General features: G+C 71.7%; 18 protein-coding genes. 14 read left to right on the top strand and 4 right to left on the bottom strand.

Annotation, left to right across the window (positions count from 1 at the left end; all coding sequences use genetic code 11):
* Nucleotides 1-37: 37 nt before the first annotated feature.
* On the bottom strand, nt 38-901 hold the full coding sequence (gene mshB / locus KDL01_RS22080) for an N-acetyl-1-D-myo-inositol-2-amino-2-deoxy-alpha-D-glucopyranoside deacetylase (RefSeq protein WP_307846509.1): 864 nt from the start codon (nt 899-901) through the stop codon (nt 38-40).
* Nucleotides 902-1202: 301 nt separating this feature from the next.
* Between mshB and KDL01_RS22075 the strand changes: the two genes are divergently transcribed.
* Nucleotides 1203-1973 (top strand): bifunctional DNA primase/polymerase, encoded by a 771-nt coding sequence (locus KDL01_RS22075; RefSeq protein ID WP_212530467.1) that lies wholly within the window; start codon nt 1203-1205, stop codon nt 1971-1973.
* Nucleotides 1974-2025: 52 nt separating this feature from the next.
* Here KDL01_RS22075 and KDL01_RS22070 read toward each other — a convergent pair whose 3' ends face one another.
* On the bottom strand, nt 2026-4182 hold the full coding sequence (locus KDL01_RS22070; protein WP_212530466.1) for a S9 family peptidase: 2157 nt from the start codon (nt 4180-4182) through the stop codon (nt 2026-2028).
* A gap of 289 nt (nt 4183-4471) precedes the next feature.
* Here KDL01_RS22070 and KDL01_RS22065 point away from each other — a divergent pair, with 289 nt between their 5' ends.
* Both KDL01_RS22065 and KDL01_RS22060 read left to right on the top strand, forming a co-directional pair.
* On the top strand, nt 4472-4945 hold the full coding sequence (locus tag KDL01_RS22065; RefSeq protein ID WP_212530468.1) for an RNA polymerase sigma factor: 474 nt from the start codon (nt 4472-4474) through the stop codon (nt 4943-4945).
* The gene (locus KDL01_RS22060) at nt 4942-6030 is read left to right on the top strand and encodes a DUF4232 domain-containing protein (RefSeq protein ID WP_212530465.1); all 1089 of its coding nucleotides are present in this window, start codon (nt 4942-4944) and stop codon (nt 6028-6030) included. The genes KDL01_RS22065 and KDL01_RS22060 overlap by 4 nt, the downstream gene beginning before the upstream one ends.
* A gap of 113 nt (nt 6031-6143) precedes the next feature.
* On the opposite strand, the gene typA is transcribed toward KDL01_RS22060, so the two are convergent.
* The gene (typA, locus tag KDL01_RS22055) at nt 6144-8009 is read right to left on the bottom strand and encodes a translational GTPase TypA (protein ID WP_212530464.1); all 1866 of its coding nucleotides are present in this window, start codon (nt 8007-8009) and stop codon (nt 6144-6146) included.
* A 341-nt stretch (nt 8010-8350) separates the two neighbouring features.
* Here typA and KDL01_RS22050 point away from each other — a divergent pair, with 341 nt between their 5' ends.
* The 6 genes from KDL01_RS22050 to KDL01_RS22025 all read left to right on the top strand — a co-directional run bounded on the left by KDL01_RS22050 (nt 8351) and on the right by KDL01_RS22025 (nt 17802).
* Nucleotides 8351-9565, top strand: a complete 1215-nt coding sequence (locus KDL01_RS22050; protein WP_212530463.1) for a hypothetical protein — start codon at nt 8351-8353, stop codon at nt 9563-9565.
* A 139-nt stretch (nt 9566-9704) separates the two neighbouring features.
* Nucleotides 9705-10505 carry a succinate dehydrogenase subunit SdhC gene (gene sdhC, locus KDL01_RS22045; protein ID WP_212530462.1) on the top strand — a complete coding sequence of 267 codons (801 nt, stop codon included), beginning with the start codon at nt 9705-9707 and terminating at the stop codon, nt 10503-10505.
* Nucleotides 10506-10520: 15 nt separating this feature from the next.
* Nucleotides 10521-12749, top strand: coding sequence for a fumarate reductase/succinate dehydrogenase flavoprotein subunit (locus KDL01_RS22040; RefSeq protein ID WP_212530461.1), 2229 nt, complete (start codon nt 10521-10523; stop codon nt 12747-12749).
* Nucleotides 12746-13495 carry a succinate dehydrogenase/fumarate reductase iron-sulfur subunit gene (locus KDL01_RS22035; RefSeq protein WP_212530460.1) on the top strand — a complete coding sequence of 250 codons (750 nt, stop codon included), beginning with the start codon at nt 12746-12748 and terminating at the stop codon, nt 13493-13495. The genes KDL01_RS22040 and KDL01_RS22035 overlap by 4 nt, the downstream gene beginning before the upstream one ends.
* Before the next feature lie 152 nt (nt 13496-13647).
* Complete coding sequence (gene pepN, locus KDL01_RS22030) at nt 13648-16173, top strand: aminopeptidase N (RefSeq protein WP_212530459.1); 2526 nt, start codon at nt 13648-13650, stop codon at nt 16171-16173.
* Nucleotides 16174-16332: 159 nt separating this feature from the next.
* The gene (locus KDL01_RS22025) at nt 16333-17802 is read left to right on the top strand and encodes a purine-cytosine permease family protein (protein WP_212530458.1); all 1470 of its coding nucleotides are present in this window, start codon (nt 16333-16335) and stop codon (nt 17800-17802) included.
* Nucleotides 17803-17911: 109 nt separating this feature from the next.
* Here the strand turns inward: KDL01_RS22025 and KDL01_RS22020 are convergent, their stop codons facing one another.
* Nucleotides 17912-18676: a hypothetical protein gene (locus KDL01_RS22020; protein ID WP_212530457.1), complete on the bottom strand. Its 765-nt coding sequence runs from the start codon at nt 18674-18676 to the stop codon at nt 17912-17914.
* Between the two features lie 117 nt (nt 18677-18793).
* Here KDL01_RS22020 and KDL01_RS22015 point away from each other — a divergent pair, with 117 nt between their 5' ends.
* The 5 genes from KDL01_RS22015 to KDL01_RS21995 all read left to right on the top strand — a co-directional run.
* The gene (locus KDL01_RS22015) at nt 18794-19768 is read left to right on the top strand and encodes a ferredoxin family protein (RefSeq protein ID WP_212530456.1); all 975 of its coding nucleotides are present in this window, start codon (nt 18794-18796) and stop codon (nt 19766-19768) included.
* 109 nt (nt 19769-19877) lie between these two features.
* A complete protein-coding gene (locus tag KDL01_RS22010; protein ID WP_212530455.1) occupies nt 19878-21074 on the top strand; it encodes a sensor histidine kinase in 1197 nt (398 codons plus the stop codon).
* A 9-nt stretch (nt 21075-21083) separates the two neighbouring features.
* On the top strand, nt 21084-21764 hold the full coding sequence (locus KDL01_RS22005; protein WP_212530454.1) for a response regulator: 681 nt from the start codon (nt 21084-21086) through the stop codon (nt 21762-21764).
* Nucleotides 21761-22153, top strand: coding sequence for a hypothetical protein (locus KDL01_RS22000; RefSeq protein ID WP_212530453.1), 393 nt, complete (start codon nt 21761-21763; stop codon nt 22151-22153). The genes KDL01_RS22005 and KDL01_RS22000 overlap by 4 nt, the downstream gene beginning before the upstream one ends.
* Nucleotides 22154-22253: 100 nt before the next feature.
* Nucleotides 22254-24389 (top strand): MMPL family transporter (locus tag KDL01_RS21995; protein ID WP_212530452.1); only part of this gene is annotated, 2136 nt, incomplete at its 3' end.

Here is a 24389-nt window from a genome sequence, read left to right as displayed (position 1 = left end):
GTGTCGGACTTCGTGGTCACGGCGGCCATTGTCCCGGTCACCGGCCGAGACCGGCGAACAGGTCCCCGGCGAGCGCGTCGCCCGCCAGGTCCGAGCCGTCGGCCAGGCGGTAGTACTCGGTACCCAGCGTGCGCATCCCCACATAGTTCGACAGAGCGAAAAACGGGCCGTCGACCAGGATCTGCGTGGCGTGGGCCGCCATCGCCGCGATCTTCGCGTCCAGATACTCCTCGGCCCGCACCGCGACGGCGGCGTATCCGTCGTCCTCGGCGTATCCGAGTTCGTCCACGGTCTCCACCACCTTGAAGCCGGTCTGCGTACCCTGCGTCCGCAGCTCGTCGAGGGCTGCGACGAGCGCGCTGCGCGGCATGGTGTTCCAGTAGACCCGGGCCACCTGCGCGTCGGTGCCCGCCACCAGCTCTACCGCGCGCATGGCGACGCGGTGCGCCTGGATGTGGTCGGGGTGGCCGTATCCGCCGAACGGGTTGTACGTCACCACGACCTGCGGCCGCACCTCGCGGACGATCCCGGCCAGCCGCTCGGCTGTCTGCTCGAGGTCGGCCTGCCAGAAGGAGTCGGGCCGCTCGTTGCCCTCGGTGCCCATCATGCCGGAGTCGTGGAACTCGCCCGGCGCGCCGAGGAACCGGTGATCGGCGACCCCGAGCCGCTCCATCGCCCGGGCCAGTTCGCCCTCGCGGTACTCCCCGAGCCGGTCCTCCCGGTCCGCGGCCAGGTGCGCGAGCTCGGGGACCAGGATCTCGCCGTACTCGCCGCGGGTGCAGGTGACCAGCGTGACCCGGGTGCCCTCGGCGACGAGCTTGGCCATGGTCGCGCCGTTGTTGATGGACTCGTCGTCGGGGTGGGCGTGCACGAAGAGGATGCTGCGGGCTTCGGGCGGCACGTGCGTCTCCTGCGGGTCGGGTACAGGGGCCAGATTAGCCCGTACCCCGGCGACTGGACCTGTCCGGTAAAAGTCCGCTGGCGCGCACTCGCCGGATCGTGTCCAAGTCGCTTCACTGCGTAGTGAGGGGAGTTCTCGCCTCCGCGCCCTTGATCGGACACCGTGTGTCACGAGACAGGCACACCACGCGAACGGCGCGCCACGCCAGCACCGCACGCCACACCACGCACTGCGAACACCGTGTCCAGCAGTACCGGGCCCGCCACGCCCGGCCGATTCGGGGAGAGGACGAGCACGGAAGATGACTGCGGAGGGTCAACGAGGACACAACGCACGCACGTGGCGGACGGCGGTGCCGGTGCCGGCCGCGTCCACGGCCGGCGCCCGGATGGCCGACGCGGCGCCGGAGCCGCTGGGCCCGGTGGCCGAGGCCGCCATGGACTACGCGCGCCGGCTCGGCTGGCCGCTGACCCCCGGCTTCCCGGTGGACGGACGGCACTGCGGCTGCGGAGAGGACCGGTGTTCGCACTACGGCGCCCATCCGATGCCCGGGGCCTGGCGCATCGCCGCGTGCGCCACCCCGGCGCTGGTGCGGGTGGTGTGGCGGATGTGCGCGGACGCGCCGGTGCTCACCGTGCTGGGCCGGCCGGTGCCGGGGGCGGCCAGACTCGGCGCGATCCAGGCGCCCACCCTGGTCGGCGTGGCGGCGCTGGAGCTGCTGGCCAAGCGCTCGGCCGCGTCCGGGCCCGCGGTGGACGGGCACGGACGCATCAGCTTCCTGGTGGACCTCGGGCTCGAGGGCGAGGCCGCGGCCGGGAAGGCCGCCGCGTTCGACTGCTGGCGCGAGGCCGGCCTCGAACTCGCCGTGCTCGGAGCCCTGCCGGTGCAGGAGCCCGGCTACGTCCCGCTGCCCACGCCCGGGTTCACCGGCCTGCGCGGCGTGGTCTGGGCGGTCGAGCCGGTGGACGGGCGCGCGCTGCCGTCCTTCGAGGCGGTCGCGGACGTGTTCGACCGGGCCGTGCGCTCGACCTACCCGAGCCTGTGGAGCAGCGTGCGGGCGCGCCCGGCCTGACGCGGCGACGGATCGCCGCGCGGCCGGGCGTCTTCGCCCCCGACGCAGGGCCCTACTCCACCCCCAGCGCGTCCTTGAGGAAGCCGACCTGCAGCTTGAGCAGGTTCTCGGCGACGACCTCCTGCGGCGTCATGTGCGTGACGCCGCTGAGCGGGAGCACCGTGTGCGGGCGTCCGGCCGCGAGCAGCGCCGAGGACAGCCGCAGGGTGTGCGCGGCCACCACGTTGTCGTCGGCGAGGCCGTGGATGATCAGCATCGGACGGTGCGGCTCGGCCCACTCCCAGGCGCCGGGACCGGCCTCGGGGAAGAGCGAGTTCGCCGCGTAGACCTCGGGCTGCCGGTCCGGGTGGCCCAGGTAGCGCTCGGTGTAGGCGGTGTCGTAGAGCCGCCAGTCGGTCACCGGCGCGCCGACCACCGCGGCGTGGAAGACGTCGGGGCGGCGCAGCGCGGCGAGCGCGGAGAGGTATCCGCCGTAGGACCAGCCGCGGATGGCCACCCGGGTCAGGTCGAGGTCCGGGTACTGCTCGGCCGCCGCGTGCAGGCCGTCGACCTGGTCCTGCAGGGTCGCGCCGGCGAAGTCGTCGCGGATGGAGCGGTCCCAGGCCGGCCCGCGGCCCGGGGTGCCGCGCCCGTCCACCACCAGCACGGCGAATCCCTGGTCGGCGATCCACTGCGCGTTCAGGTAGAGGTTGTGCGCGGCCTTGACCATCTGCGCGTGCGGGCCGCCGTAGGGGTCGAGCAGCACCGGGAGCCTGGTGCCCGGCTTGTGGTTGGCCGGCAGCAGCAGCGCGCCGTGCAGCTCCCGCTCGCCCAGCACGAGCTCGATCGGGCGGGCGGTGACCAGCGGCTTCTCGGCCACCGACTCGATCACGGACAGCCGGGTGGGCTGCTCGGCCGACATGTCCACCACGTAGGTGCGGGAGTTCGGCTCGTCCAGCGTGGCCGAGGTGACCACGCCGAGGTTGCCGCCGACGGACGCGCCGCTCACCCCGGACAGGCCGTTGACGCGCTTCATCGCGCCGTCCGCCCAGGCCACCCGGAGCACGTGCTCGCGGGTCGGGTCCTCCATCGAGGCGGTGACGAAGGCGAACTCGGGGCCGACCGCGAGCAGCGCGCGCACCTGCACGCCCTCGGGGGTGACCGGGTCCTCGCCGAGCAGCAGCCGGTAGGAGTCGCCGCGCGGGGCGATCCTGGCCGGCCGGGCCCGGCCCTCGCCGACCGGGGGCACCCAGGCCGGCGTGCCCGCGGCGAACTCGAAGAAGACCTCGTCGTGCTCCTCGGCGACCGTACTGGTCGAGCCGTCCGCGGCCACGGCCAGGACCAGGCCGGACTTCTGATCCCGGCTCAGCACCGCGATCAGCGCCGGGCCGTGCTCGCTCCAGTGCGCCTTGGCCAGGTACTCGTAGCCGGTCCGGTCCCACTCCACCTGGGTGCGGGTGCCGTCCAGTCCCAGCAGGAACAGCTCCACCACCGCGTTGGGCGTGCCCGCGGCCGGATACCTGACCTGGCGCGGGGCGGTGGCCGGGTTGGCCGGGTCGGCGATGTACTGGATCCGGACCGGGGCCTCGTCCACCCGGGCGACCAGCAGCCGGGCGCCGTCCGGGGACCACCAGTAGCCGCGGAAGCGGTCGAACTCCTCGGCTCCGGTGAAGTCCGCCGCGCCGTAGCAGACCGTCTCCGGGTTCGGGCCGTCCGGCTCGGCCAGCGCGCGGTCGCCGGTGCCGTCGAGGGCGATCACGCGCAGCGATCCGCCGGACAGGTAGGCCACCTGACGCCCGGTCGGATCGATCCGCGGGTCCACCACCGGGCCGGCCGCGGGCAGTTCGCGCACCCCGCCCTTGGCCAGGTCGGCCGTGAACAGCCGGCCGGAGAGCGCGAACACGGCGATGGTCACGGCCGTGTCCACGGCGTAGTCCACGATGCCGGCCGCACCGGTGCGCGAGCGCTCGCGCCGGGCCTTCTCCGCCTCGGTCAGCTCCTCCGCGCCGGTGTCCGCGAGCAGGTCCACCGGGTCGGCTATCAGCGTGAGCGCGCCGGTGCGCGGGTCCGCCGTCCACAGGCAGGTGGCCCGGTCCGAGCCGGTCCGGGTGCGCAGCAGGGCGATGCGCGAGCCGTCCGGGGCCGGGGTGATCGTGCCGGGCGCGCCCAGCCGGAACCGCTGGGTGCGCGCGAACTGCCGCGGGAAGGAGATCTGCTCAGCGTCGGTCATGGGTCCATTGTCGCCGTACGCCCGGGCCCGGGGCAGCCGGGGTGCGTCCGCCGGGCAGGTCACGCCCCGCGCGGGCACCGCGGCGGCCCACCCGGCTCAACCGTTCCCGCGCGCGGGCGTCTCTACCGGGCGTGAACTGCACGGGTGGGCAAAGGGCGACGGGTCGCGGCAGACTTACGTCGGCACGCCGATCGGGCGGTGCCGTGTGAGCGTTCTGTGTGGGGTGGGCGTGGAAGAAACCAGCGGAAGCTGGCCACTGATAGCCGAGGATCTGGCGCCGGGCAGCCGGATGCGGCTGTCCGACGACGCGGTGGCCGCGGAGCTGTTCGCCGCCCACTACAACCGGCTGGCCGGCTGGTGCCGACGACTGGTGGACGACGACCAGACGGCCGGCGAGATCGCGATGGAGGCCTTCACCCGGCTGCTCGGCCGGCTGCGCAAGGTGGAGGACCCGGTCGGCTACCTGTACGTCATCGCGGCGAACCTGGTGCGCGACCACTGGCGCAAGACCAAGCGCGAGCGCGACGGGATGCGGGTGCTCCAGCGCGAGCGTCCGGCCGAGGCGCAGTCGGGCGACCCAGAGCTGCGCCGGCTGGTGGAGGGGCTGCCGGAGCGGCTGCGTACGCCGGTGCTGCTCTATTACTACGCGGGCTTCCCGGTGGGGGACATCGCGCGGCTGACGAATCGGCCGACCGGCACGGTCAAGAGCGACCTGTTCCAGGCCAGGGCAGTGTTGCGCAAGGCACTGGAGGGAACCCGATGAGCGGCCCTGGCGACGAGGAGAACGCGCCGGGCGAGGAACTCGACCCGGAGCACGTGCCGGAACCTGAGCGCACGCCCGGCGACGAGGAGTCCGGCGGCGAGCCGCAGGCGCAGGCGGCGGAGCAGGAGTCCGCGCCCGACGCCGAGCCCGAGCCCGAGATCCGGCCCGAGGCCGGGATCCACCCCGGGTTCGGTGCGGCGGCGCCGTTCGACGCGCGGTCCGGATTCGACTCCTCGGGCACCGACGAGTTCGGCGAGGACTCCCCGACCTGGGGTGCGGCGGACCCGGACTTCGACCGGATGCTGCGCGACCGGATCGGCCACGTCGAGCCCCTGCCCACCCCGCCGTTCGCGTTCGAGCGGGTGCTGCTGTCCGGGCGGCGGCGGCGCGCACGCAAGCTGTGGGCCGGTGCCACCGCGGCGGCGCTGGTGGTGATGGCGGGTACCGCCGGGACCACGGTCGCGCTGCACTCCGGGCAGTCCACCAACCTGGGCGTGGCCTCCGGCCCGAGCAACACCACGGTCCTGGTGCCGACGGACACGGCCTCGAGCGCGACCCCGACCGCGGCGGCCTCGCCATCCCCGAGCCCGTCCGCGTCGCCGAGCCAGTCGAGCACGCCGAGCAGCACGGTCCTGCCGAGCGCGACCTCGGCCGCGACCCCGCAGTGCCACAGCACGGACCTGAACCCCTCGGCCAAGACCGAGTCCGTCTCCGGCACCACGGCGACGCTGCTGGTGGTGCTGACGAACACCTCCGGGCACGACTGCACGACCGACGGCTACCCGGGACTCCAGTTCGCCCCGGCCGGAGGCTCCCCGCTGCAGGCCGTGACCGAGACCCGCGTCTCCACCGGGCTCAAGCACCGGGTCACGGTGCCGGCCGGCGGCACGGTCACCTCGACCGTGACCTACCAGACCCTGACCGCGGACGCGACACCGCAGTCCGTCTGCTACACCCCCAGCGTCTACGTGCTGGTCATCCCGCCGAACGAGCAGGAGCAGGTGATGGGCACGATCACCGGCGGCCCGGTCACCGTCTGCGCCAACGGCGCGGTGAGCCTGACCCCGCTGGTCGCCGGCAGCTGAGGAACACGAAAGAGACCGGGCGCCGCGTGCTGCGGCGCCCGGTCTCTTTCGTTCATTCCCGACTCACGCCGCCCGGCCCCGATCGAGGCCGGCCGGCGTGTCGTCGGTCCTCGTCAGTTGCCGTGCTTGGCCCGGGCGGCGGAGCGGCCGCGGGTGGAGGCGTCGAGCACGACCTTGCGGATGCGCACGTACTTCGGGGTGATCTCCACGCACTCGTCCTCGCGGCAGAACTCCAGCGCCTGCTCCAGCGACAGCTTGCGCGGCGGGATCAGGTTCTCGGTGGTGTCCGAGGTCGAAGCCCGCATGTTCGTGAGCTTCTTCTCCTTGGTGATGTTGACGTCCATGTCGTCCGCGCGCGAGTTCTCGCCGACGATCATGCCCTCGTACACCTCGGTGGTCGGCTCCACGAACAGCGAGCCGCGCTCCTGCAGGTTGATCATCGCGAACGGGGTGACGGCGCCGGCCCGGTCCGCCACCAGCGAGCCGGAGGCCCGGGTGCGCAGCTCGCCGAACCAGGGCTCGTAGCCCTCGAAGTTGGTGTTCGCGATGCCGGTGCCGCGGGTGTCGGTGAGGAACTCGGTGCGGAAGCCGATCAGGCCGCGCGAGGGGACCAGGAACTCCATCCGGATCCAGCCGGTGCCGTGGTTCGACATCGACTCCATCCGGCCCTTGCGGATCGCGAGCAGCTGGGTGATGACGCCCAGGTACTCCTCCGGGCAGTCCACGGTCAGGCGCTCGACCGGCTCGTGCGTCTTGCCGTCGACCTCCCTCACCACGACCTGCGGCTTGCCCACGGTCAGCTCGTAGCCCTCGCGGCGCATCTGCTCGACCAGGATGGCCAGCGCCAGCTCACCGCGGCCCTGCACCTCCCAGGCGTCCGGGCGCTCGGTCGGCAGCACCTTGATCGAGACGTTGCCGATGATCTCCCGCTCGAGCCGGTCCTTGACCATGCGGGCGGTGACCTTCGAGCCCTTCTCCCGGCCGACCAGCGGCGAGGTGTTGGTGCCGATGGTCATCGAGATGGCCGGCTCGTCCACCGTGATCAGCGGCAGCGGACGCGGGTCCTCCGGGTCGGCCAGGGTCTCGCCGATCATGATCTCCGGGATGCCCGCGATGGCGCAGATGTCGCCCGGGCCGGCCGACTCGGCCGGCTTGCGCTCGAGCGCCTCGGTCATCAGCAGCTCGGTGATCTTCACCCGCTCGACCGAGCCGTCGCGCTTGATCCAGGCGACCTGCTGGCCCTTGCGGATGGTGCCCTGCATGACCCGGCACAGCGCGATCCGGCCGAGGAAGTTGGACGCGTCCAGGTTGGTCACGTGCGCCTGCAGCGGCGCGCCGTCCTCGTAGGTGGGGGCCGGGATGGTGCTGAGGATGGTGTTGAACAGCGGCAGCAGGTCAGCGCTGTCCGGGGTGGTGCCGTTGGCCGGCTTCTCGAGCGAGGCCTTGCCCTCGCGGCCGGAGGCGTAGACGATCGGGAAGTCGATCTGCTCCTCGGTCGCGTCGAGGTCCATGAACAGCTCGTAGGTCTCGTCGATGACCTCGGCGATGCGCGCGTCCGGGCGGTCGGTCTTGTTGATGACCAGGATGACCGGCATCTTCGCGTTCAGCGCCTTGCGCAGCACGAACCGGGTCTGCGGCAGCGGGCCCTCCGAGGCGTCCACCAGCAGCACCACGCCGTCGACCATGGAAAGGCCGCGCTCGACCTCGCCGCCGAAGTCGGCGTGGCCAGGGGTGTCGATGATGTTGATGACCGTGTCGCTCTGGTCCTGCGGGCTGCGGAAGTGCACGGCGGTGTTCTTCGCCAGAATCGTGATGCCCTTCTCCCGCTCGAGGTCGTTCGAGTCCATCACACGCTCGTCGACGTGCTGGTTCTCCCGGAACGCGCCGGACTGCTTGAGCATCGCGTCGACCAGCGTGGTCTTGCCGTGGTCGACGTGCGCCACGATGGCCACGTTGCGGATGTCGTTACGCGTAGGCATGCCGGTAGCGTCGCTTTCGGGTAGGGGAGACGGGCGAGTGCGGTCCGTGCGCGGCGGGGCGTCCTTGCCCCGGCCTGCTGTGCGGACACAGCACGGGCACCATGTCCATGGTACGGGCTATCGGGCCCCCTCGCCGAACCGGGACTATCGCGCCGGGCCCGCCAGGGCTACCATGCGCCGCCCGTTCACCGCGCACCCCTCCCGCCGGCAACCGTGCGTCGCTACACTGCGACGTCCGCCGTACGAGGCGGTTCGCGACACCAGGGGGCGGCGTGTCTGCACGCGCGATTATCCAGGTCAAACGGCTCAAAGGGTTCATTCTGCTCATATCCTGGATCGGCTTGTACTTCTTCACGTATCGCGCGGCCCATTCGGGGGAGAACCGGTTCCCCGCTCTGTGGGCGGCTCTGGCACTCGGCATCGCGATCGGGCCCGCCGCCTCGGCGGTGTTCTACGTGGTGGCCAGAGGGCTCGGCGCACAGGTCACCCGCGTGGCCGTCGGCAGCGGACGCATGGTCCGGGTGTGGGCCTCGCCCACCCGGGTGGTGCGGCTGAACACGATCCCCCTGAGCGTGCGCCTGAACTACCTGCCCCGCCGCGAGCGGTACGGACGCGACAGCCGGATCGTGCTGGCCACGGGCGTGCTCACGCCCGCGCTGCTCGGCATCCTCGAAGCGGTGTCGCTGCCCGCCTACGCGGCCCCCTTGTGCCTGTGTTTCGCGCTGGCGTACACGTCCGCGAACGCCCTCGCCGTCCAGCCCGGTACCTCGCGCACGGCCGTGGCACGGGCCTTCGTCACCGCGCCGCCGGAGAAAGACGCCATGCTCGCGGTGCCCGAGTACGCCTCCCTCGCGCACGCGGTGAGCGCCACGGCCTTGGGCGACCTGTCGGCCTCGAAGGACCTGCTGACCGGATTGCGGGAGAACCCGTACACCGCTGGCGGCAGCGTGCTGGTGGAGGCGGCACACCAGCGCATCGCCGGCGACTACTCCGCCTCGTCGAGGACGCTCGCCGGACTGCTCGCCCCCGCGCCGGAGAATCAGATCCCTGAAGATCCGGTGCGCGGGGCGGCCGCCCGTACCGGCGCCCTGGCCCTGAGCAGCCTGAACGCCATGCTCGCGCTCGAACGCGACCCGACGCTGCGCGATCGGGCCGTCCCGCTCGCCGAGAAGTACCTGGAGCGGTACGCGAAGGAGCGCGGTGCCCGTGCTCCGCAGACCCTGGCGATGCGTACGCTGCTCCAACTGGAGAAGGGCGAACTGGTCACCGCCGCGCACATGTGCCGTCGCCAGCTGTCCGTCGCCGGCACCGCCCTCGACGTCGCCGAGGCGCTGTGTACCCGCGCGCGGATCGAGGCAGCCCGGGGCGACGTGCGCAAAGCCGGCGCGACGGTGGCCCGGGCGGGCCGGATCGCGCCCTGGTACGCCCGGGTCTCGGTCGTCCACGGCCGCATCATCACGGACGTCGCCGCCGGAGTCGACCTTCCCGCGTCAGCCCCGGCCGTCGCTGCCGAGGCCGGACTTTTCGACGATCCGTGGTCCGCACCGCCCTCTTGATCCAGGATGTGATGTTGGTCACCCGCCGCTACCAGGAGTGATGATCCCGTTTGGATCTGAAGATCACTCCACTAGGGTGTGTTGCTGCCGACGACGCACAGCCGCCCGGCTCCTCCACAGCCGCAGGAGCTTCACAAGCATGAGCACCGGTACCGTCTCGCCCTCGAGAACGAGGGCCGAAATCGAGCAGTCCACGCTGCGCACCGACCGCTACTGGGTCGCGCCGCTGGTCACGTTCATCGTGTTCCTCGCGTTTATCGCGTACGCCACCTTCCGGGCGTTCCAGAACGAGTACTACTACGCCTCGCCCTATGTCTCCCCGTTCTACTCGCCGTGCATCTCCACGAACTGCACGCCGATGCCGGGCGCGGGCGAGGTGCACTTCATCGGCTCGTGGTGGAAACTCTCCCCCGCGCTGCTGATCCTGGTGTTCCCGCTGGGCTTCCGGATGACCTGCTACTACTACCGCAAGGCCTACTACCGGGCCTTCTGGCAGTCCCCGCCGGCCTGCGCGGTGGCCGAGCCGCACGGCAAGTACACCGGTGAGACCCGCTTCCCGCTGATCTTCCAGAACGCGCACCGCTACTTCTTCATCGCGGCCTCCTTGTTCAACGTCATCCTGACCTGGGACGCGATCCTCGGCTTCCGCAACACGGACGGCCAGTGGGGGCACATGGGCCTGGGCACGCTGGTGCTGCTGGCGAACGCGACGCTGCTGTGGCTGTACACGGCCTCGTGCCACTCCTGCCGGCACATCATGGGCGGCCGGCTCAAGCACTTCTCCAAGCACCCGGTGCGCTACCGGGCCTGGACCGTGGTGTCCAGGCTGAACACCCGCCACATGCAGCTGGCCTGGGCCTCGCTGTTCGGCGTGGCCCTGACCGACCTGTACGTGTGGCTGGTCGCCTCGAACGTGTTCTCCGACCCCAAGTTCTTCTAGAACGGCCGATCACATATGTCCACTGACACTCTCACGTACGAGTACGACGTCGTGGTGATCGGCGCGGGCGGCGCCGGCCTGCGCGCCGCGATCGAGGCCCGCGCACAGGGCCGGAGCGTCGCGATCATCTGCAAGTCGCTGTTCGGCAAGGCGCACACGGTGATGGCCGAGGGCGGTGCCGCGGCGGCCATGGGCAACGTGAACGCCAACGACAACTGGCAGGTGCACTTCCGCGACACCATGCGCGGCGGGAAGTTCCTGAACAACCCGCGGATGGCCGAGCTGCACGCCAAGGAGGCGCCGGACCGGGTCTGGGAGCTCGAGGAGTGGGGAGCGCTCTTCGACCGGACCAAGGACGGCAAGATCTCCCAGCGCAACTTCGGCGGCCACGAGTACCCCAGGCTCGCCCACGTCGGCGACCGCACCGGGCTCGAGCTCATCAGGACCCTGCAACAGGCCGTGGTCTCCTTCCAGCAGAAGGACTTCCGCGAGCACGGCGACTACGAGGCCCGGATCAAGGTCTTCGCCGAGCACACGATCACCCGGCTGCTGCTCGACGGCGACCGGATCGCCGGCGCGTTCGGCTACCGCCGCGAGGACGGGCAGTTCGTACTGTTCAAGGCGCCCGCGGTGGTGCTGGCCACCGGCGGCATCGGCAAGTCGTACAAGGTGACCTCCAACTCCTGGGAGTACACCGGCGACGGCCACGCGCTCGCGCTGCTGGCCGGCGCGACGCTGATCAACATGGAGTGCATCCAGTTCCACCCCACCGGCATGGTCTGGCCGCCCTCGGTCAAGGGCATCCTGGTGACCGAGTCGGTGCGCGGCGACGGCGGCGTGCTGCGCAACTCCGAGGGCAAGCGCTTCATGTTCGGCTACGTCCCCGACGTCTTCCGCAAGCAGTACGCGGAGACCGAGGAGGAGGCCGACCGCTGGTACACCGACCCGGACCACAACCGCCGTCCGCCGGAGCTGCTCCCGCGCGACGAGGTGGCCCGCTCGATCAACTCCGAGGTCAAGGCGGGGCGCGGCACCCCGCACGGCGGCGTGTTCCTGGACATCGCCTCCCGGCTGCCGGCCGAGGAGGTCCGCAGGCGGCTGCCCTCGATGTACCACCAGTTCAAGGAACTCGCCGACGTGGACATCACGGCCGAGCCGATGGAAGTCGGCCCGACCTGCCACTACGTCATGGGCGGGGTCGAGGTCGACCCGGACACCGCGGCCTCGAGCGTGCTCGGCCTTTTCGCGGCGGGCGAGGTGGCCGGCGGCATGCACGGCTCCAACCGCCTCGGCGGCAACTCCCTGTCCGACCTGCTCGTCTTCGGCCGCCGGGCCGGCCTCGGCGCCGCCGACTACATCGCGCGGCTCGAGCAGGACCGGCCCGAGGTGCAGGACGCCGACGTGGACGCGGCCCGCACCGAGGCCCTGGCCCCGCTGGAGTTCGAGGCGGGTGAGAACCCTTACACCGTGCACTCCGAGCTGCAGCAGACCATGAACGACCTGGTCGGCATCATCCGGCGGGAGCACGAGGTGGCGGCCGCGATCGAGAAGCTGGGCGAGTTCCGCGAGCGCCGGGAGAAGCTCTCCGCCCCCGGCAGCCGCACCTTCAACCCCGGCTGGCACCTCGCCCTGGACCTGCGCAACATGCTGCTGGTCTCGGACTGCGTGGCCAAGGCCGCGCTCGAGCGCCAGGAGTCGCGCGGCGGCCACACCCGCGAGGACTACCCCGTCATGTCGGCGACCTGGCGCAAGGTCAACCTGGTCTGCTCGCTCGACGAGCAGGGCCGGGCCAAGCTGGAGCACAAGCCCGTCCCGACCATCCGGCACGACCTGCTCGAGCTGTTCGAGGTCTCCGAGCTCAGGAAGTACATGACCGAGGAGGAGCTCGCGGGCCTGCCCGGCATGGAGCCGGCGGACGAGGCCGTCGAGGTCGCCGCGGTCGAGGACGAGGTTGTGGAGGCCGAAGCCGAGGCCGTTGAAGCCGAAGCCGCCGAGGTCGAGACGGTCGAGGCCGAAGCCGCTGAAGCCGAAGAGCCCGAAGCCGAAGCTGTCGAGGCAGAAGAAGCCGCCGAGGCAGAGGCCGAAGAGCCTGAAGAGTCCGAGGCGCAGTCCGAAGCAGAGTCCGAGGACGCCCCCGAAGCAGAGGTCTCCGAGACCGCCGAGATCCCGGCCCAGGCGGAGGCCGACGCCACGGAGTCGGTTGCGGACGTGTCCGCCGCCGACGGCGAGGAAGGTGCGAAGTGAGCTACAAGGCCAAGTTCAAGGTCTGGCGCGGGGACGCCGGCGAGGGCTCGCTGGAGGACTACGGGGTGGAGGTGAACGAGGGCGAGGTCGTCCTCGACATCATCCACCGCCTGCAGGCGACGCAGGCCCCGGATATGGCGGTGCGCTGGAACTGCAAGGCGGGCAAGTGCGGGTCCTGCTCGGCCGAGGTCAACGGCGTGCCGCGGCTGATGTGCATGACCCGGATGTCCACCTTCACCGAGGACGAGACGATCACCGTCACCCCGCTGCGCACCTTCCCGGTGATACGGGACCTGGTGACGGACGTGTCGTTCAACTACACCAAGGCCCGCGAGGTCGCCTCCTTCGAGCCCCCCGCCGAGCTCAAGCCGGGCGATTACCGGATGGCCCAGGTCGACGTGGAGCGCTCGCAGGAGTTCCGCAAGTGCATCGAGTGCTTCCTGTGCCAGAACACCTGCCACGCCGTGCGTGACCACGAGGACAACAAGGACCACTTCGCCGGTCCCCGCTTCCTCATGCGCGTCGCTGAGCTCGACATGCACCCGCTCGACACCCGCGAGCGGCGCAACGAGGCCCAGGAGGACCACGGCCTGGGCTTCTGCAACATCACCAAGTGTTGCACCGAGGTCTGCCCCGAGCACATCAAGATCACCGACAACGCGCTCATCCCGATGAAGGAGCGCGTGGCCGACCGCAAGTACGACCCGCTGGTCTGGCTGGGCAACAAGATCGCGCGCCGCAAGTAGGCGCGGGTTGCACCGCGTGACGGCCCGTCGGGTTCCCGGCGGGCCGTCACCGTTTTTCCGGGCGTCCGGCTGCTGAGACGGGGCGGAGCGTGGCAGGATGGCACCCGTTACCGAGATGATCTACCGCGATGGCGCGTCGAAGGAGCCGTGTGATGCCGGGGAAGAACCTGACCAGGGATGAGGCGCGGCGGCGGGCCGAACTGCTGGCGGTGGAGTCGTACCGGGTCTCGCTGGACCTGGGGAACGCCAAGGATCTGAGCGCGTCGACGTTCCTGTCCACCAGCACGATCCGCTTCTCCTGCACCGAGCCGGGCGCCGGCACCTTCCTCGACCTGATCGCGCCGTCGGTGCGCTCGATCACGCTCAACGGGCGGGCGCTGGATCCGGCGACGGCGTTCGCGGACAGCCGGGTGGCGCTGCCCGACCTGCTGTCCTCGAACGAGGTGACGGTGGTGGCGGACTGCGCCTACAGCCGGACCGGGGAGGGACTGCACCGGTTCCAGGACCCGGCCGACGAGCTCGTCTACCTCTACACCCAGTTCGAGCCGGCCGACGCGCGGCGGCTCTACCCGAACTTCGAGCAGCCGGACCTCAAGGCCTCGTTCACCTTCGACGTGAAGGTGCCGGCCGGCTGGTACATCTCCGGGAACGCGGCCCCGGCCAAGCGCGCGCCGGTGCGCGACGGGGTGGCGCACTGGACCTTCGCGCCCACGGCCCGGATCTCGACCTACCTCACCGTGATCGTGGCAGGGCCCTACCACGTGGCCAGCGACGAGTACACCTACCTGCTGCCGGACGGCACGACCCTGCTGATCCCGCTCAACGCGCTGTGCCGCGCCTCGCTCTCCGACCACTTCGACGCCGACGCGGTCTTCGACGTGACCAAGCGCGGCCTCGACTTCTTCCACACCGCTTTCGCCTACCCGTACCCGTTCGGCAAGTACGACCAGGCGTTCGTGCCCGAGTACAACCTCGGCGCCATGGAGAACCCGGGCTGCGTGACCTTCACCGAGCAGTACGTGTTCCGGTCCAAGCAGACCGACGCGAGCTACGAGGGGCGCGCGAACACGATCCTGCACGAGATGGCGCACATGTGGTTCGGCGACCTGGTCACCATGAAGTGGTGGGACGACCTGTGGCTCAAGGAGTCCTTCGCCGACTTCATGGGCGCCTACGGCCTGGTCGGCGCGACCGGCTGGACCAACGGCTGGGTCACCTTCGCCAACCGGCGCAAGGCCTGGGCCTACCGGGCGGACCAGCTGCCCTCCACCCACCCGATCGTGGCCACCATCAACGACCTCGAAGACGCGAAGCTGAACTTCGACGGGATCACCTACGCCAAGGGCGCCTCGGTGCTCAAGCAGCTCGCCGCGTACGTGGGCGAGGGGCCGTTCCTGGAGGGCGCGCGGCGCTACTTCCAGCAGCACGCCTACGGCAACACCACGCTGCGGGACCTGTTGGCCGTGCTGGAGGAGACCTCGGGGCGCGATCTGTCGGCCTGGTCGAAGGCGTGGCTGGAGACCAGCGGCGTCAACACCCTGGGACTCGACGCGGCCGGGACCTCGATCGAGCAGGGTGGCGGGCAGCCGCGTCCGCACCGGATCGCCGTGGGCGGCTACCGATTCCACGCCGCGTCCGGCGCGGTGGTGCGCGAGCAGCGGGTGGAGCTGGACGTGGCCGACGCGCGCACGCCGCTGCCGGCCGAGCTCGTCGGCGCGCAGTTCGTGCTGGTCAACGACGACGACCTGTCCTACTGCAAGCTCGTGCTGAACACCGGGCAGCTCGCGTTCGTGCACGAGCACCTGAGCGCGTTCCAGGACCCGATGCCGCGGTCGCTGCTGTGGGCGGCGCTGTGGAACATGGCCCGCGACGCGGTGCTGCCGGGGCGCCGCTTCCTGGAGTTCGTGGACCTGCACGCCCCGGCCGAGTCGGAGATCGGGGTACTCGGCAACGTCCTGGACCAGGCCAGGTTCGTGCTCGACTACTTCCTCGACCCGCGAGACCGGGCCGCGGTGCTCGAGCCGACGGCCGCGATGGCCGAGCGGGAGCTGCGGGCGGCCGCGCCGGGCTCGGACCACCAGCTGGCCTGGGCCAGGTTCTACGCCGCGTGCGCCGCTCGGCCGGGCGACCTCGCCCTGTTCGAGGGCCTGCTCGACGGGTCCGCGCAGATCCCGGGCCTGGCCGTGGACGCGGACCTGCGCTGGCACTTCGTGCTCGCGCTGGCCGCATCCGGGCGGCTGGAGCGGGCCGGGATCGACGCGGAGCTTGAGCGGGACCGGACCGCCTCCGGGCGCCGCCACTACGAGCAGTGCCTGGCCGCGCGGCCGCTGCCGGAGGCCAAGGCGGCGGTCTGGGCGTACGTCGAGGGCGCCGTCGACCAGCCGAAGGACCTGCTGCGCGCGGTGCTCGGCGGCTTCGCGCGGGCCGAGCAGCTGCCGCTGATCGCTCCGTACGCCGAGCGGTACTTCGCCGTGCTCGACCGGATCTGGGCCGAGCGCACCATCGAGAACGCGGCGACGCTGGCGCGGGAGGCGTTCCCCTCGCTGAGTGTGGACGAGCGTACGCTCGCGCTGGCCGACGCGTGGCTGGCCGAGCCCGGCCACGCCCCGGCGCTGCAGCGTCTGGTGGCCGAGGCGCGCGACGACCTGGCCAGGGCCCTGCGGGCCCGCGCGGCGTGACGCGGGCGTGACCCAGCGCAGCGGGGCCGGGTGCTGCCAGATCGTTACCCGCCCCGCAGCAGCGCGCGAAACATAACGGAAACAAAAGCACAATCCCACGTTAACGAAGTCCCTTTACGGTGCGCGCAACGAACCCAGCATCTGCAGAAGGACTGCGACATGGCGGGCACCCAAGCGGTACCGATCCCCATATCCGAGGTACGCGAAGGCGACTACGGCACGAAAGTGGCGGCCGTCGAACCAGGCGGCGCCGAGTTCATCCCGCTGACGGAGCGGCACGGCCGCCCGCTGAACCTGTTCTGGACCTGGACCTCGCCCAACTTCGAGTTCGCCACGGTCTTCGTGGGCGTGCTGCCGATGTTCTTCGGCGAGACCTTCACCCAGGCCGCCCTCGCCATCGTGCTCGGCTCGGCGCTCGGCTCGATCTCGCTCGGAGTGCTCTCCGCGCGCGGTCCGCGCCACGGCGTGCCGCAGATGATCCTGTCCCGGATATCCTTCGGCCGCTTCGGCAACATCCTGCCCGCGGGCGTGAACGCGCTGGTCGCGGGGGTGGGCTGGTTCGCGGTCAACTCGGTCAGCGGCACGCTGGCGCTCTCGGCGCTCACCGGCTGGCACGAGGTGCCGTGCCTGCTGCTGATCACGCTGGTGCAGATCGCGGTCGCCTTCTTCGGGCACAACCTGGTGCACGCGTTCGAGCGCCTGGCCTTCCCGCTGCTCGCGCTGGTGTTCGTGGTGGTCTCGGTGATCCTGCTCGGCGAGAGCCACCCGTCCGCGCTCAACGGCGGGGGCGGCGGCATCGGCGGCTTCCTGTTGACCCTGGGCGCGACCTTCGGCTACGCCGCGGGCTGGAACCCGTACGCCGCGGACTACACCCGCTACCTCAAGCAGAACGAGAACTCCCGCTCGGTGGCCCTGTGGGCCGGCGCCGGCGTGTTCGTCTCCTGCGTGCTGCTGGAGCTCGCCGGCACCGCCGCGGCCACGCTGGTGGTGCCCAACGGCCTGTGGGACACCGACCCGACGGCCGGGTTCATCTACCACATCACCCCGTGGCTGGGCGATGTCACGCTGGTGTGCATCGCGATCGGCGCCGTGTGCGCCAACGCCCTGAACGTCTACTCCGGCGCGATGTCGTTCATGGCGCTGGGCATCAAGATCCCGCTGACCGCGCGGCGCGCGCTGGTGGCCGTGGTCTTCGGCATCGCCGGCTTCCTGCTTGCCTGGTCGGGCCTGAGCGACGCGGGCTCCAAGTACAACAACTTCCTGCTGGTCATCGCGTACTGGATCGGCCCCTGGCTCGGGGTGTTCTTCACCGACCAGTTCCTGCGCCGCGGCCGGAACGTGGAGCCGCTGCTGTTCGGCCGCAAGCACAACCCGATCTCGGGCGTGATCGCGATGGCCGCGGCGATGGCGATCTCGATCCCGCTCTTCTCCAACCAGACCGACTTCACCGGCTACCTGGCCAAGCGCCACCCGGCGCTGGGCGACCTGACGTTCGAGGCCGGCTTCGTGCTCGCCGCGGCCATCTACTGGCTGCTGTTCACGATCCTGCCCCGCTCGCTCGGACAGGGCGCGGCCGAGGGCGCGCAAGCGTCGGTCGATGTCACCGCGGCCGAGGCCGCCACGGCCTAAGAGTTCCCGACCTGCACGGCCGAGGGCCGCACCGACGCAGCACGCGTCGGTGCGGCCCTCGGCCTTTTCGGCCGTTTCGGCCGTTTCGTGTCGTGGCCGGGGCTCAGGCTCACAACTCGGTCGGGTACCCCTCGTGGCCGATGATGCCGCGGTGGTCGTACGGACGGTCCTTGTCTTCCGTGCCCTGGTCGAAGCCGACCGTCTGGCCGTAGTACACCCGGGTGTCCGGGCTGGCCTGCCGCAGCCGTTTGACCAGCGCGTGCATGGCGGCGTTGCGCTCGCCGCTGCGCCGGGTGGTGCGGTTGAGCCAGGCCGGGAAGGTGACCACGTTGCCGACGTCGTGCGCGGCGGCGTGGGCCGCGCGCTTGGCCTTCGAGTCCGGCTCGCCCACCGGCCAGTGGTCGCCGAGATGCAGGCCCGCGCCCTCGTCCGGGCCGAGCAGCGTCATCCGGTGCTCACTGCCGTCCTGGGTGACCACGGTCAGCCGGCCCGCCCTGGCCCACACCTGCGCCTGGAGCGGGATCAGCGGATACTCGGCGTCCTCGGTACACAGCCGCAGCGGCTCGTCGCCCGGGACCACGCTCAGGGCGACCACCCGGTGTTTGAGCACGGCCGGAGTGCCGTGGTCGGCGGCCAGGGCGGAGTGCCTGTCGTGCTTGGTCGGCGTCACGGACGCTCGGGCGGGTGACGCGGCGGGCTCGGCTGCGGCCGTCTCGCGCGGGCGCATCTCGTGCGACACCGCGGTCGCGGTCGCCGGCCTGGCCTGCGGGTGGACCGGATCGGGCTCGGGGGCCGGGTACGGGCCGGTGTCCCGGCGCGACCAGCGGTGCGCCTTGCCCCGATGGGCCCCGTCGTTGCGGTTGACGGAGGTCATGGGCTATCGCCTCCTCGCTTATCCCCCGGATAAAAACGGGCGGATACTTCTATCATCCGCAATTCGGGCGCAAATGCTACCCGGGGCGCCGGGCGCGGGCCCCGTAGTCTGATCCCCATGCCGCTCAGCCACGCCGAAGCCCCCGACGCCGCCTCCTGCAGCGCCTCCTCCGTCCGGCTCGGCGAGCCGCTGGCCGGATCCGCGCCGGTGGCCCCGCGCTGGCTCGCGATCGAGCAGCCCGGGCCCTGGGGCGCCCGCGCGCTGACCTCCTCGCACTTCCCCGCGGAACTCGGCCGGACGCTGACACACAAGGCCGAATCCGCGGGCGTGCGGATCGCGCTGATCCGCCGTCCGGGGCACCACGCGGAGCACGATCCGGACGCGCCGCGACGGATTTACCTCACCGACACACGTCCCGAGCGTGCGCTGCTGTGGTCCTGGACCACATCCGATCCCTCCACCCTGCTGGATCTGGACTTCGACGTCCCGGGCAAGCCGCTGCACGAGGGCGGCCCGCTGCTGCTGGTGTGCACGAACGGCAAGCGCGACCGCTGCTGCGCCGTGGCCGGCCGCGCGCTGGCGGGCTGGCTGGCCGAGGACGCCCGCACGCCGACCGAGGACGTCTGGGAGACCGACCACCTCGGCGGCCACCGGTTCGCCCCGACCGCGCTGGTACTGCCCTCCGGCTACGTCTACGGCCGGCTGCAGGACCCGGTCGAGGCCAGGCAGCTGCTCGCGAAGGCGGCCGCCGGCCAGGTCGTCACCCGGCACTGCCGCGGCCGTTCCACCTGGTCCCGGCCAGGCCAGGCGGCGGAGCTGGCTCTGCGCGAGGAACTGCGGGAGTACGCCGCGGACGCCGTGCGCGTCGTGGCCGAGACCCGCCTGGCCGACGAGCGCGCCGACCGGCCCGCCGAGGGTGGCCAGGCCGCACACCGTTACGAGGTCCGGCTGCGCGCGGGCGGTGTCGAGTACCGCGCCGTGCTCGAGGAGGCCGCGGCCCTCGAGCCGCGGCCGGAGTCCTGCGGCAAGGCCTTCGGCACGCCGCTGGAACTGCGCCTGCTCGAGCTGGAGAAGCGCGAGCCCGGGGCGTGAGCCGGCCGGCCCGGCACGGCGTCCTCGGCCGTGCGGTGGAGGCATGACGCCCGAGATCCCCCTCGCGGGGGAGGCGGCGGGCCCGGCGCGGCGGAGAGCATTGCCGGTTATGAGCTCTCTCGCCGCGACGCTGCCCCGACAGCTGGTCCAGGCCGTCAACCGGCTGCCCCCGCTCGCCGTGGACGCGGTGATCGTGGCGGTGTGCGAGGCCACCATGATGTGGGGCGTGGCGCAGTCGCAGGACGCGGAGATATCCGTGGGCGCCCGCCCGTGGCCCTGGTTCGTCTGGCCGCTGGTGGCGCTGCTGCCGATTCCGCTGCTGTGGCGCCGGCGCGCGCCGTTCGCGGTGCTGCTGCTGAGCGGCCTGAGCCTGGTGCTGCTCTCGATCCCGTACAACCTGGCCGTGACGTACAACCACAGCAGCCAGGTCATGCTCTACCTGGCCATGGTCACGGTCGCCTACTACTGCACCGGCTGGCAGTTCTGGTCCGCCGCGGTCACCTGCGTCAGCCTCAACTTCGCCGTGGTGACCCAGAGCGTGGGCAAGGCCGCGATCTCCGCGCTGATCACGCTGATGGCCTTCGTGGCCGGGCGGCTCGCGGCCCAGCAGCGGGACCTGGCCCGGCTGATGGCCATCCGGGCGCAGGAGGCCGAGCAGGCCGTGGACGCGCGGGCCGCGCAGGCGGCGGCGGAGGAGCGCACCCGGATCGCCCGGGACATGCACGACATCCTCGCGCACGCGGTCAGCCTGATGATCGTGCAGGCCGAGGCGGGCGCGGCGGTGGTGCACCAGGACGCGGCCAAGGCGGAGAAGGCCTTCGACGCGATCTCCGACGGCGGCCGCGACGCGCTCACCCAGCTGCGCCGGATGCTCGGCGTGCTGCGCGACGGCGACGCGCTGGCCCTGACCCCGCAGCCGACCGTGGCCGAGCTGCCGCGGCTGGTGGAGACGGTGCGCTCGGCCAAGATCGACGTGCGGATGGTGGTGGCGGGCACGCCGGTGCCGCTGCCGCCGGACACCGAGGTGGCGCTCTACCGGACCGTGCAGGAGGCGCTCACCAACATGCTCAAGCACGCCAAGGCCGAGCGGGCCGAACTGCGGCTGGACTGGGCGCCCGAGGCGTTGACGGTCCGGGTGACGGACGACGGGGTGGGCCCGACACCGGGCACGCCGGGGCGCGGCCTGATCGGTATCAGGGAACGCATAGGCGCTTGCGGCGGCACCGTGCACACCGGCCGCGGCGTGGACGGGACCGGTTTCGAGGTGCTGGTGCGGGTTCCGGCCCGGTCCGGCGATTCGAGTTAGGATCTCAGTGTGGGGATAAAGGTGGTGGTGGCCGACGACCAGGAGCTGGTGCGGGCCGGGTTCGCGATGATCCTGGACGCGCAGCCGGACATCGAGGTCGTCGCGGAGGCCGCCAACGGGCTCGAGGCGGTGGAGGCGGTCGGGCGTACCGGCGCCGACATCGCGCTGCTGGACGTGCGCATGCCCCAGCTCGACGGGCTCGAGGCGGCCCGGCAGATCTGCGCGCGGGGCGGCACCAGGGTCGTCATGCTCACCACCTTCGACATCGACGACTACGTCTACACCGCGCTGCAGGCCGGAGCCAGCGGCTTCCTGCTCAAGGACGTGCGCCGGGACGACCTGGTCCACGCGGTACGGGTGGTGCACGGCGGCGAGGCGCTGCTGGCCCCGAGCGTGACCAAGCGCCTGATCGAGCAGTTCGCCCGCCGCCCGGAGCGCGCCGCCGCGGTCTTCACCCCGGACGCGGCCGCCGCCCAGCTGACCGCGCGCGAACTCGAGACGCTCAAGCTGCTCGCCCGCGGCCTGTCCAACGCCGAGATCGCGGCCGAGTTCGTGGTGAGCGAGCACACGGTCAAGACGCACGTGGGCAACGTGCTCGCGAAACTCCATCTGCGCGACCGGATCCACGCCGTCGTCTACGCGTACGAATCAGGGCTCGTCCATGCCGGCCAGCGGAGCGCGGAGGCGTGAGCGAGCGCGTCCGGCAACGGCTCGCGCTGCTGTTCGGGGTCTGCGGTGTGCTGCTCGTGCCGTGGATAGCCGTGCTGATATGGCAGGCACACTGCACGGCCGGCAAGCGCAGCTTCGACTCCTCCTGGATCGTCCTGGACGTACTCGAGGCCTGCTGCCTGCTCGTGGTCGCCTTCCTGCTGCGCCGCGACCACCGCGTGACCAGCCCGGCCGCGGCCGCCACGGCCGCCGTGCTGGCCATGGACGCCTGGTTCGACGGGATGTCCGCCGCGCCGCGCTGGGCCTACGCCGAATCCCTGGCCATGGCCTGCTTCGCCGAGCTGCCGCTGGCGGCGTTGCTGGCCTGGGTGGCCTGGCGCACGCTGCCCGGCCCGCAGCCCTCTCCCTGAGGCCCCCTAAGGTCTTTCCCCTTCCCCCGCACGGGCGAGGCGCAAAGCCCGCCCGGCCGGGGGAGGTGGATGAGAGCCCTGAGCCGCCAGGCTGTCGGCCATGTCAAGCATCCAGACCTCCACCGCCGCGCGGCTCGGCCGCCTGGCCACCCGGCGCCCCGCCCTGGTGTGTGTCAGTTGGCTGATCGTCATCCTGGCCGGCTTCGCCGTGGGCTCCCAGGTGACCTCGCGCTTCGAGGGCACCGGGATCAACGTCACCTCCAGCGAGTCCTACCGGGCCGGCCAGGTGCTCTCCGCGCAGGATCCGACCGGCGACCAGGTCACCGCGCTGGTGTCCGGCACGGACGTGACCGCGCCCGGCGTCGAGACCCAGGTGGACGCGGCGGTGGCGGCGATGCGGGCCGTCCCGGGCGTCACCCGGGTCACCGCGCCCTACCCGCAGGGCGTGGCCAAGGACGGCCAGGCCGTCGCGGTGACCGTCACCTTCGGGCGGAACCTCTCCGGCGACGCCGAGGACACCGCCCTGACGGCCGTGTACGACCGGTTCCACCAGATCAACGCGCCGCAGGTCTACGTCAGCGGCGGCCCGCTGCTCAACCAGCAGCTCAACCACGGAGTCAAGAAGTCCCTGCAGCTGGCCGAGGAGCTCTCGCTGCCGATCATCCTGATCGGCCTGTTCCTCGTCTTCGGCAGCCTCCTGGCCGCGCTGCTCCCGCTGGCGGTGGCCCTGGCCGGAATCTCCAGCGCGCTGCTGATCCTGCTCGGCTTCAGCCACTTCACCACGCTGTCGCAGTACGCGTTGACGATCGTGACCATGATCGGCCTCGGCGTCGGCGTGGACTACAGCCTGCTGATCGTCAGCCGGTTCCGCGAGGAGCGGCAGCGGACCTGGGACAAGCGCACCGCCGCCGCCCGGGCCGCGGCCAGTGCCGGGCGGACCGTGCTCTTCTCCGGCCTGACCGTCACGATCAGCTCGCTCGGCCTGTGTTTCTTCGACAACAGCTTCCTGCGATCCATCGGCCTGGCCACCGCCTCGGTCGTCCTGGTCGACATGCTCGCCGCGCTCACCCTGCTGCCCGCGCTGCTCGCGCTGTGCGGCGTGAAGGTCAAGCAGCGCCAGCCGCGCGAGACCGGGGCCTTCTCCCGTATGGCGCAGCTGGCGGCGAAACTGCGCGTCGGCGTGGTCGTGCTGCTGACCGCGCTGCTGGTCGCGCTGGCGATTCCGCTGGCCGGGCTGCACCTGTCCAACGGTGACGCGCGCTGGCTGCCGTCCTCGGCCGAGGGCCGGCAGGAGTACACCGCCGCCACGGCGCACTTCGGCAGCTCCTCCAGCAACCCGGTGCAGGTGCTGGTGCAGGGCAGCGGGGCGGACTACACCCGATTCGTCAGCCAGATCAGCACCCTGCCCCAGGTCGCGGCCGTGACCAGCACGCCGCTCTCCTCCGGCGGCACGCTGGTGGAGCTCGCACCCTCCGGCGGCGACGCGTCGGCCTCGGGACTGGCCCTGGTACGCGAGATCCGGGCCGCGCGCGGCACCCTCGACGTCCAGGTCACCGGCACCCCGGCGCAGGTCGTCGACTTCGAGGCGATGCTGGTGCGCGGCGCACCCTGGGCGATCGGCTTCGTCTGCCTCACCATCCTGGCGCTGCTGTTCGCCTTCACCGGCTCGCTGCTGATCCCCGTCAAGACACTGATCACCACCGCGCTCTCCCTCGGCGCCGCGCTCGGGGTGGTCACGGCCGTCTTCCAGCAGGGCCACGGCGCCGGGCTGTTCGGGACCGCCGGCCTCGGCTCGCTGGACCTGGTGACCGTGCCGTGCGTGGCCGCGATCGCGTTCGGCCTGGCCATGGACTACGAGATCTTCATCCTCGGCCGGGTACGCGAGGCCCACCTGGCCGACCCCACCCGCCCCCGCGCCGCCGTCGCGCTCGGCCTGCAGCGCAGCGGCCGGATCGTCACCAGCGCGGCGCTGCTGATCGCGGTCGTGTTCGCCTGCTTCATGGTCGGCGGCAACGCCGTCATCGGACAGATCGGCCTTGGCCTGACCCTCGCGGTGCTCATCGACGCGACACTGGTGCGGATGCTGCTGGTGCCCGCGACGATGGCGCTGCTGGGCAACGCCGCGTGGTGGGCACCGGGCCCGCTGCGGCGCCTGCACCGGCGCTACGGGCTGACCGAGGCCCCCGACGCCACACCGGCGCCGGAACCGGTCGAGGCGGGCGTGACGGGCGTGACG

This window comes from Actinospica durhamensis, assembly GCF_018139695.1.
GTDB classification, from domain to species: Bacteria; Actinomycetota; Actinomycetes; order Streptomycetales; family Catenulisporaceae; genus Actinospica; species Actinospica durhamensis.
The sequence above is the reverse complement of the archived record's forward strand: the minus strand, read 5'-3'. Positions and strand labels throughout refer to the sequence as shown.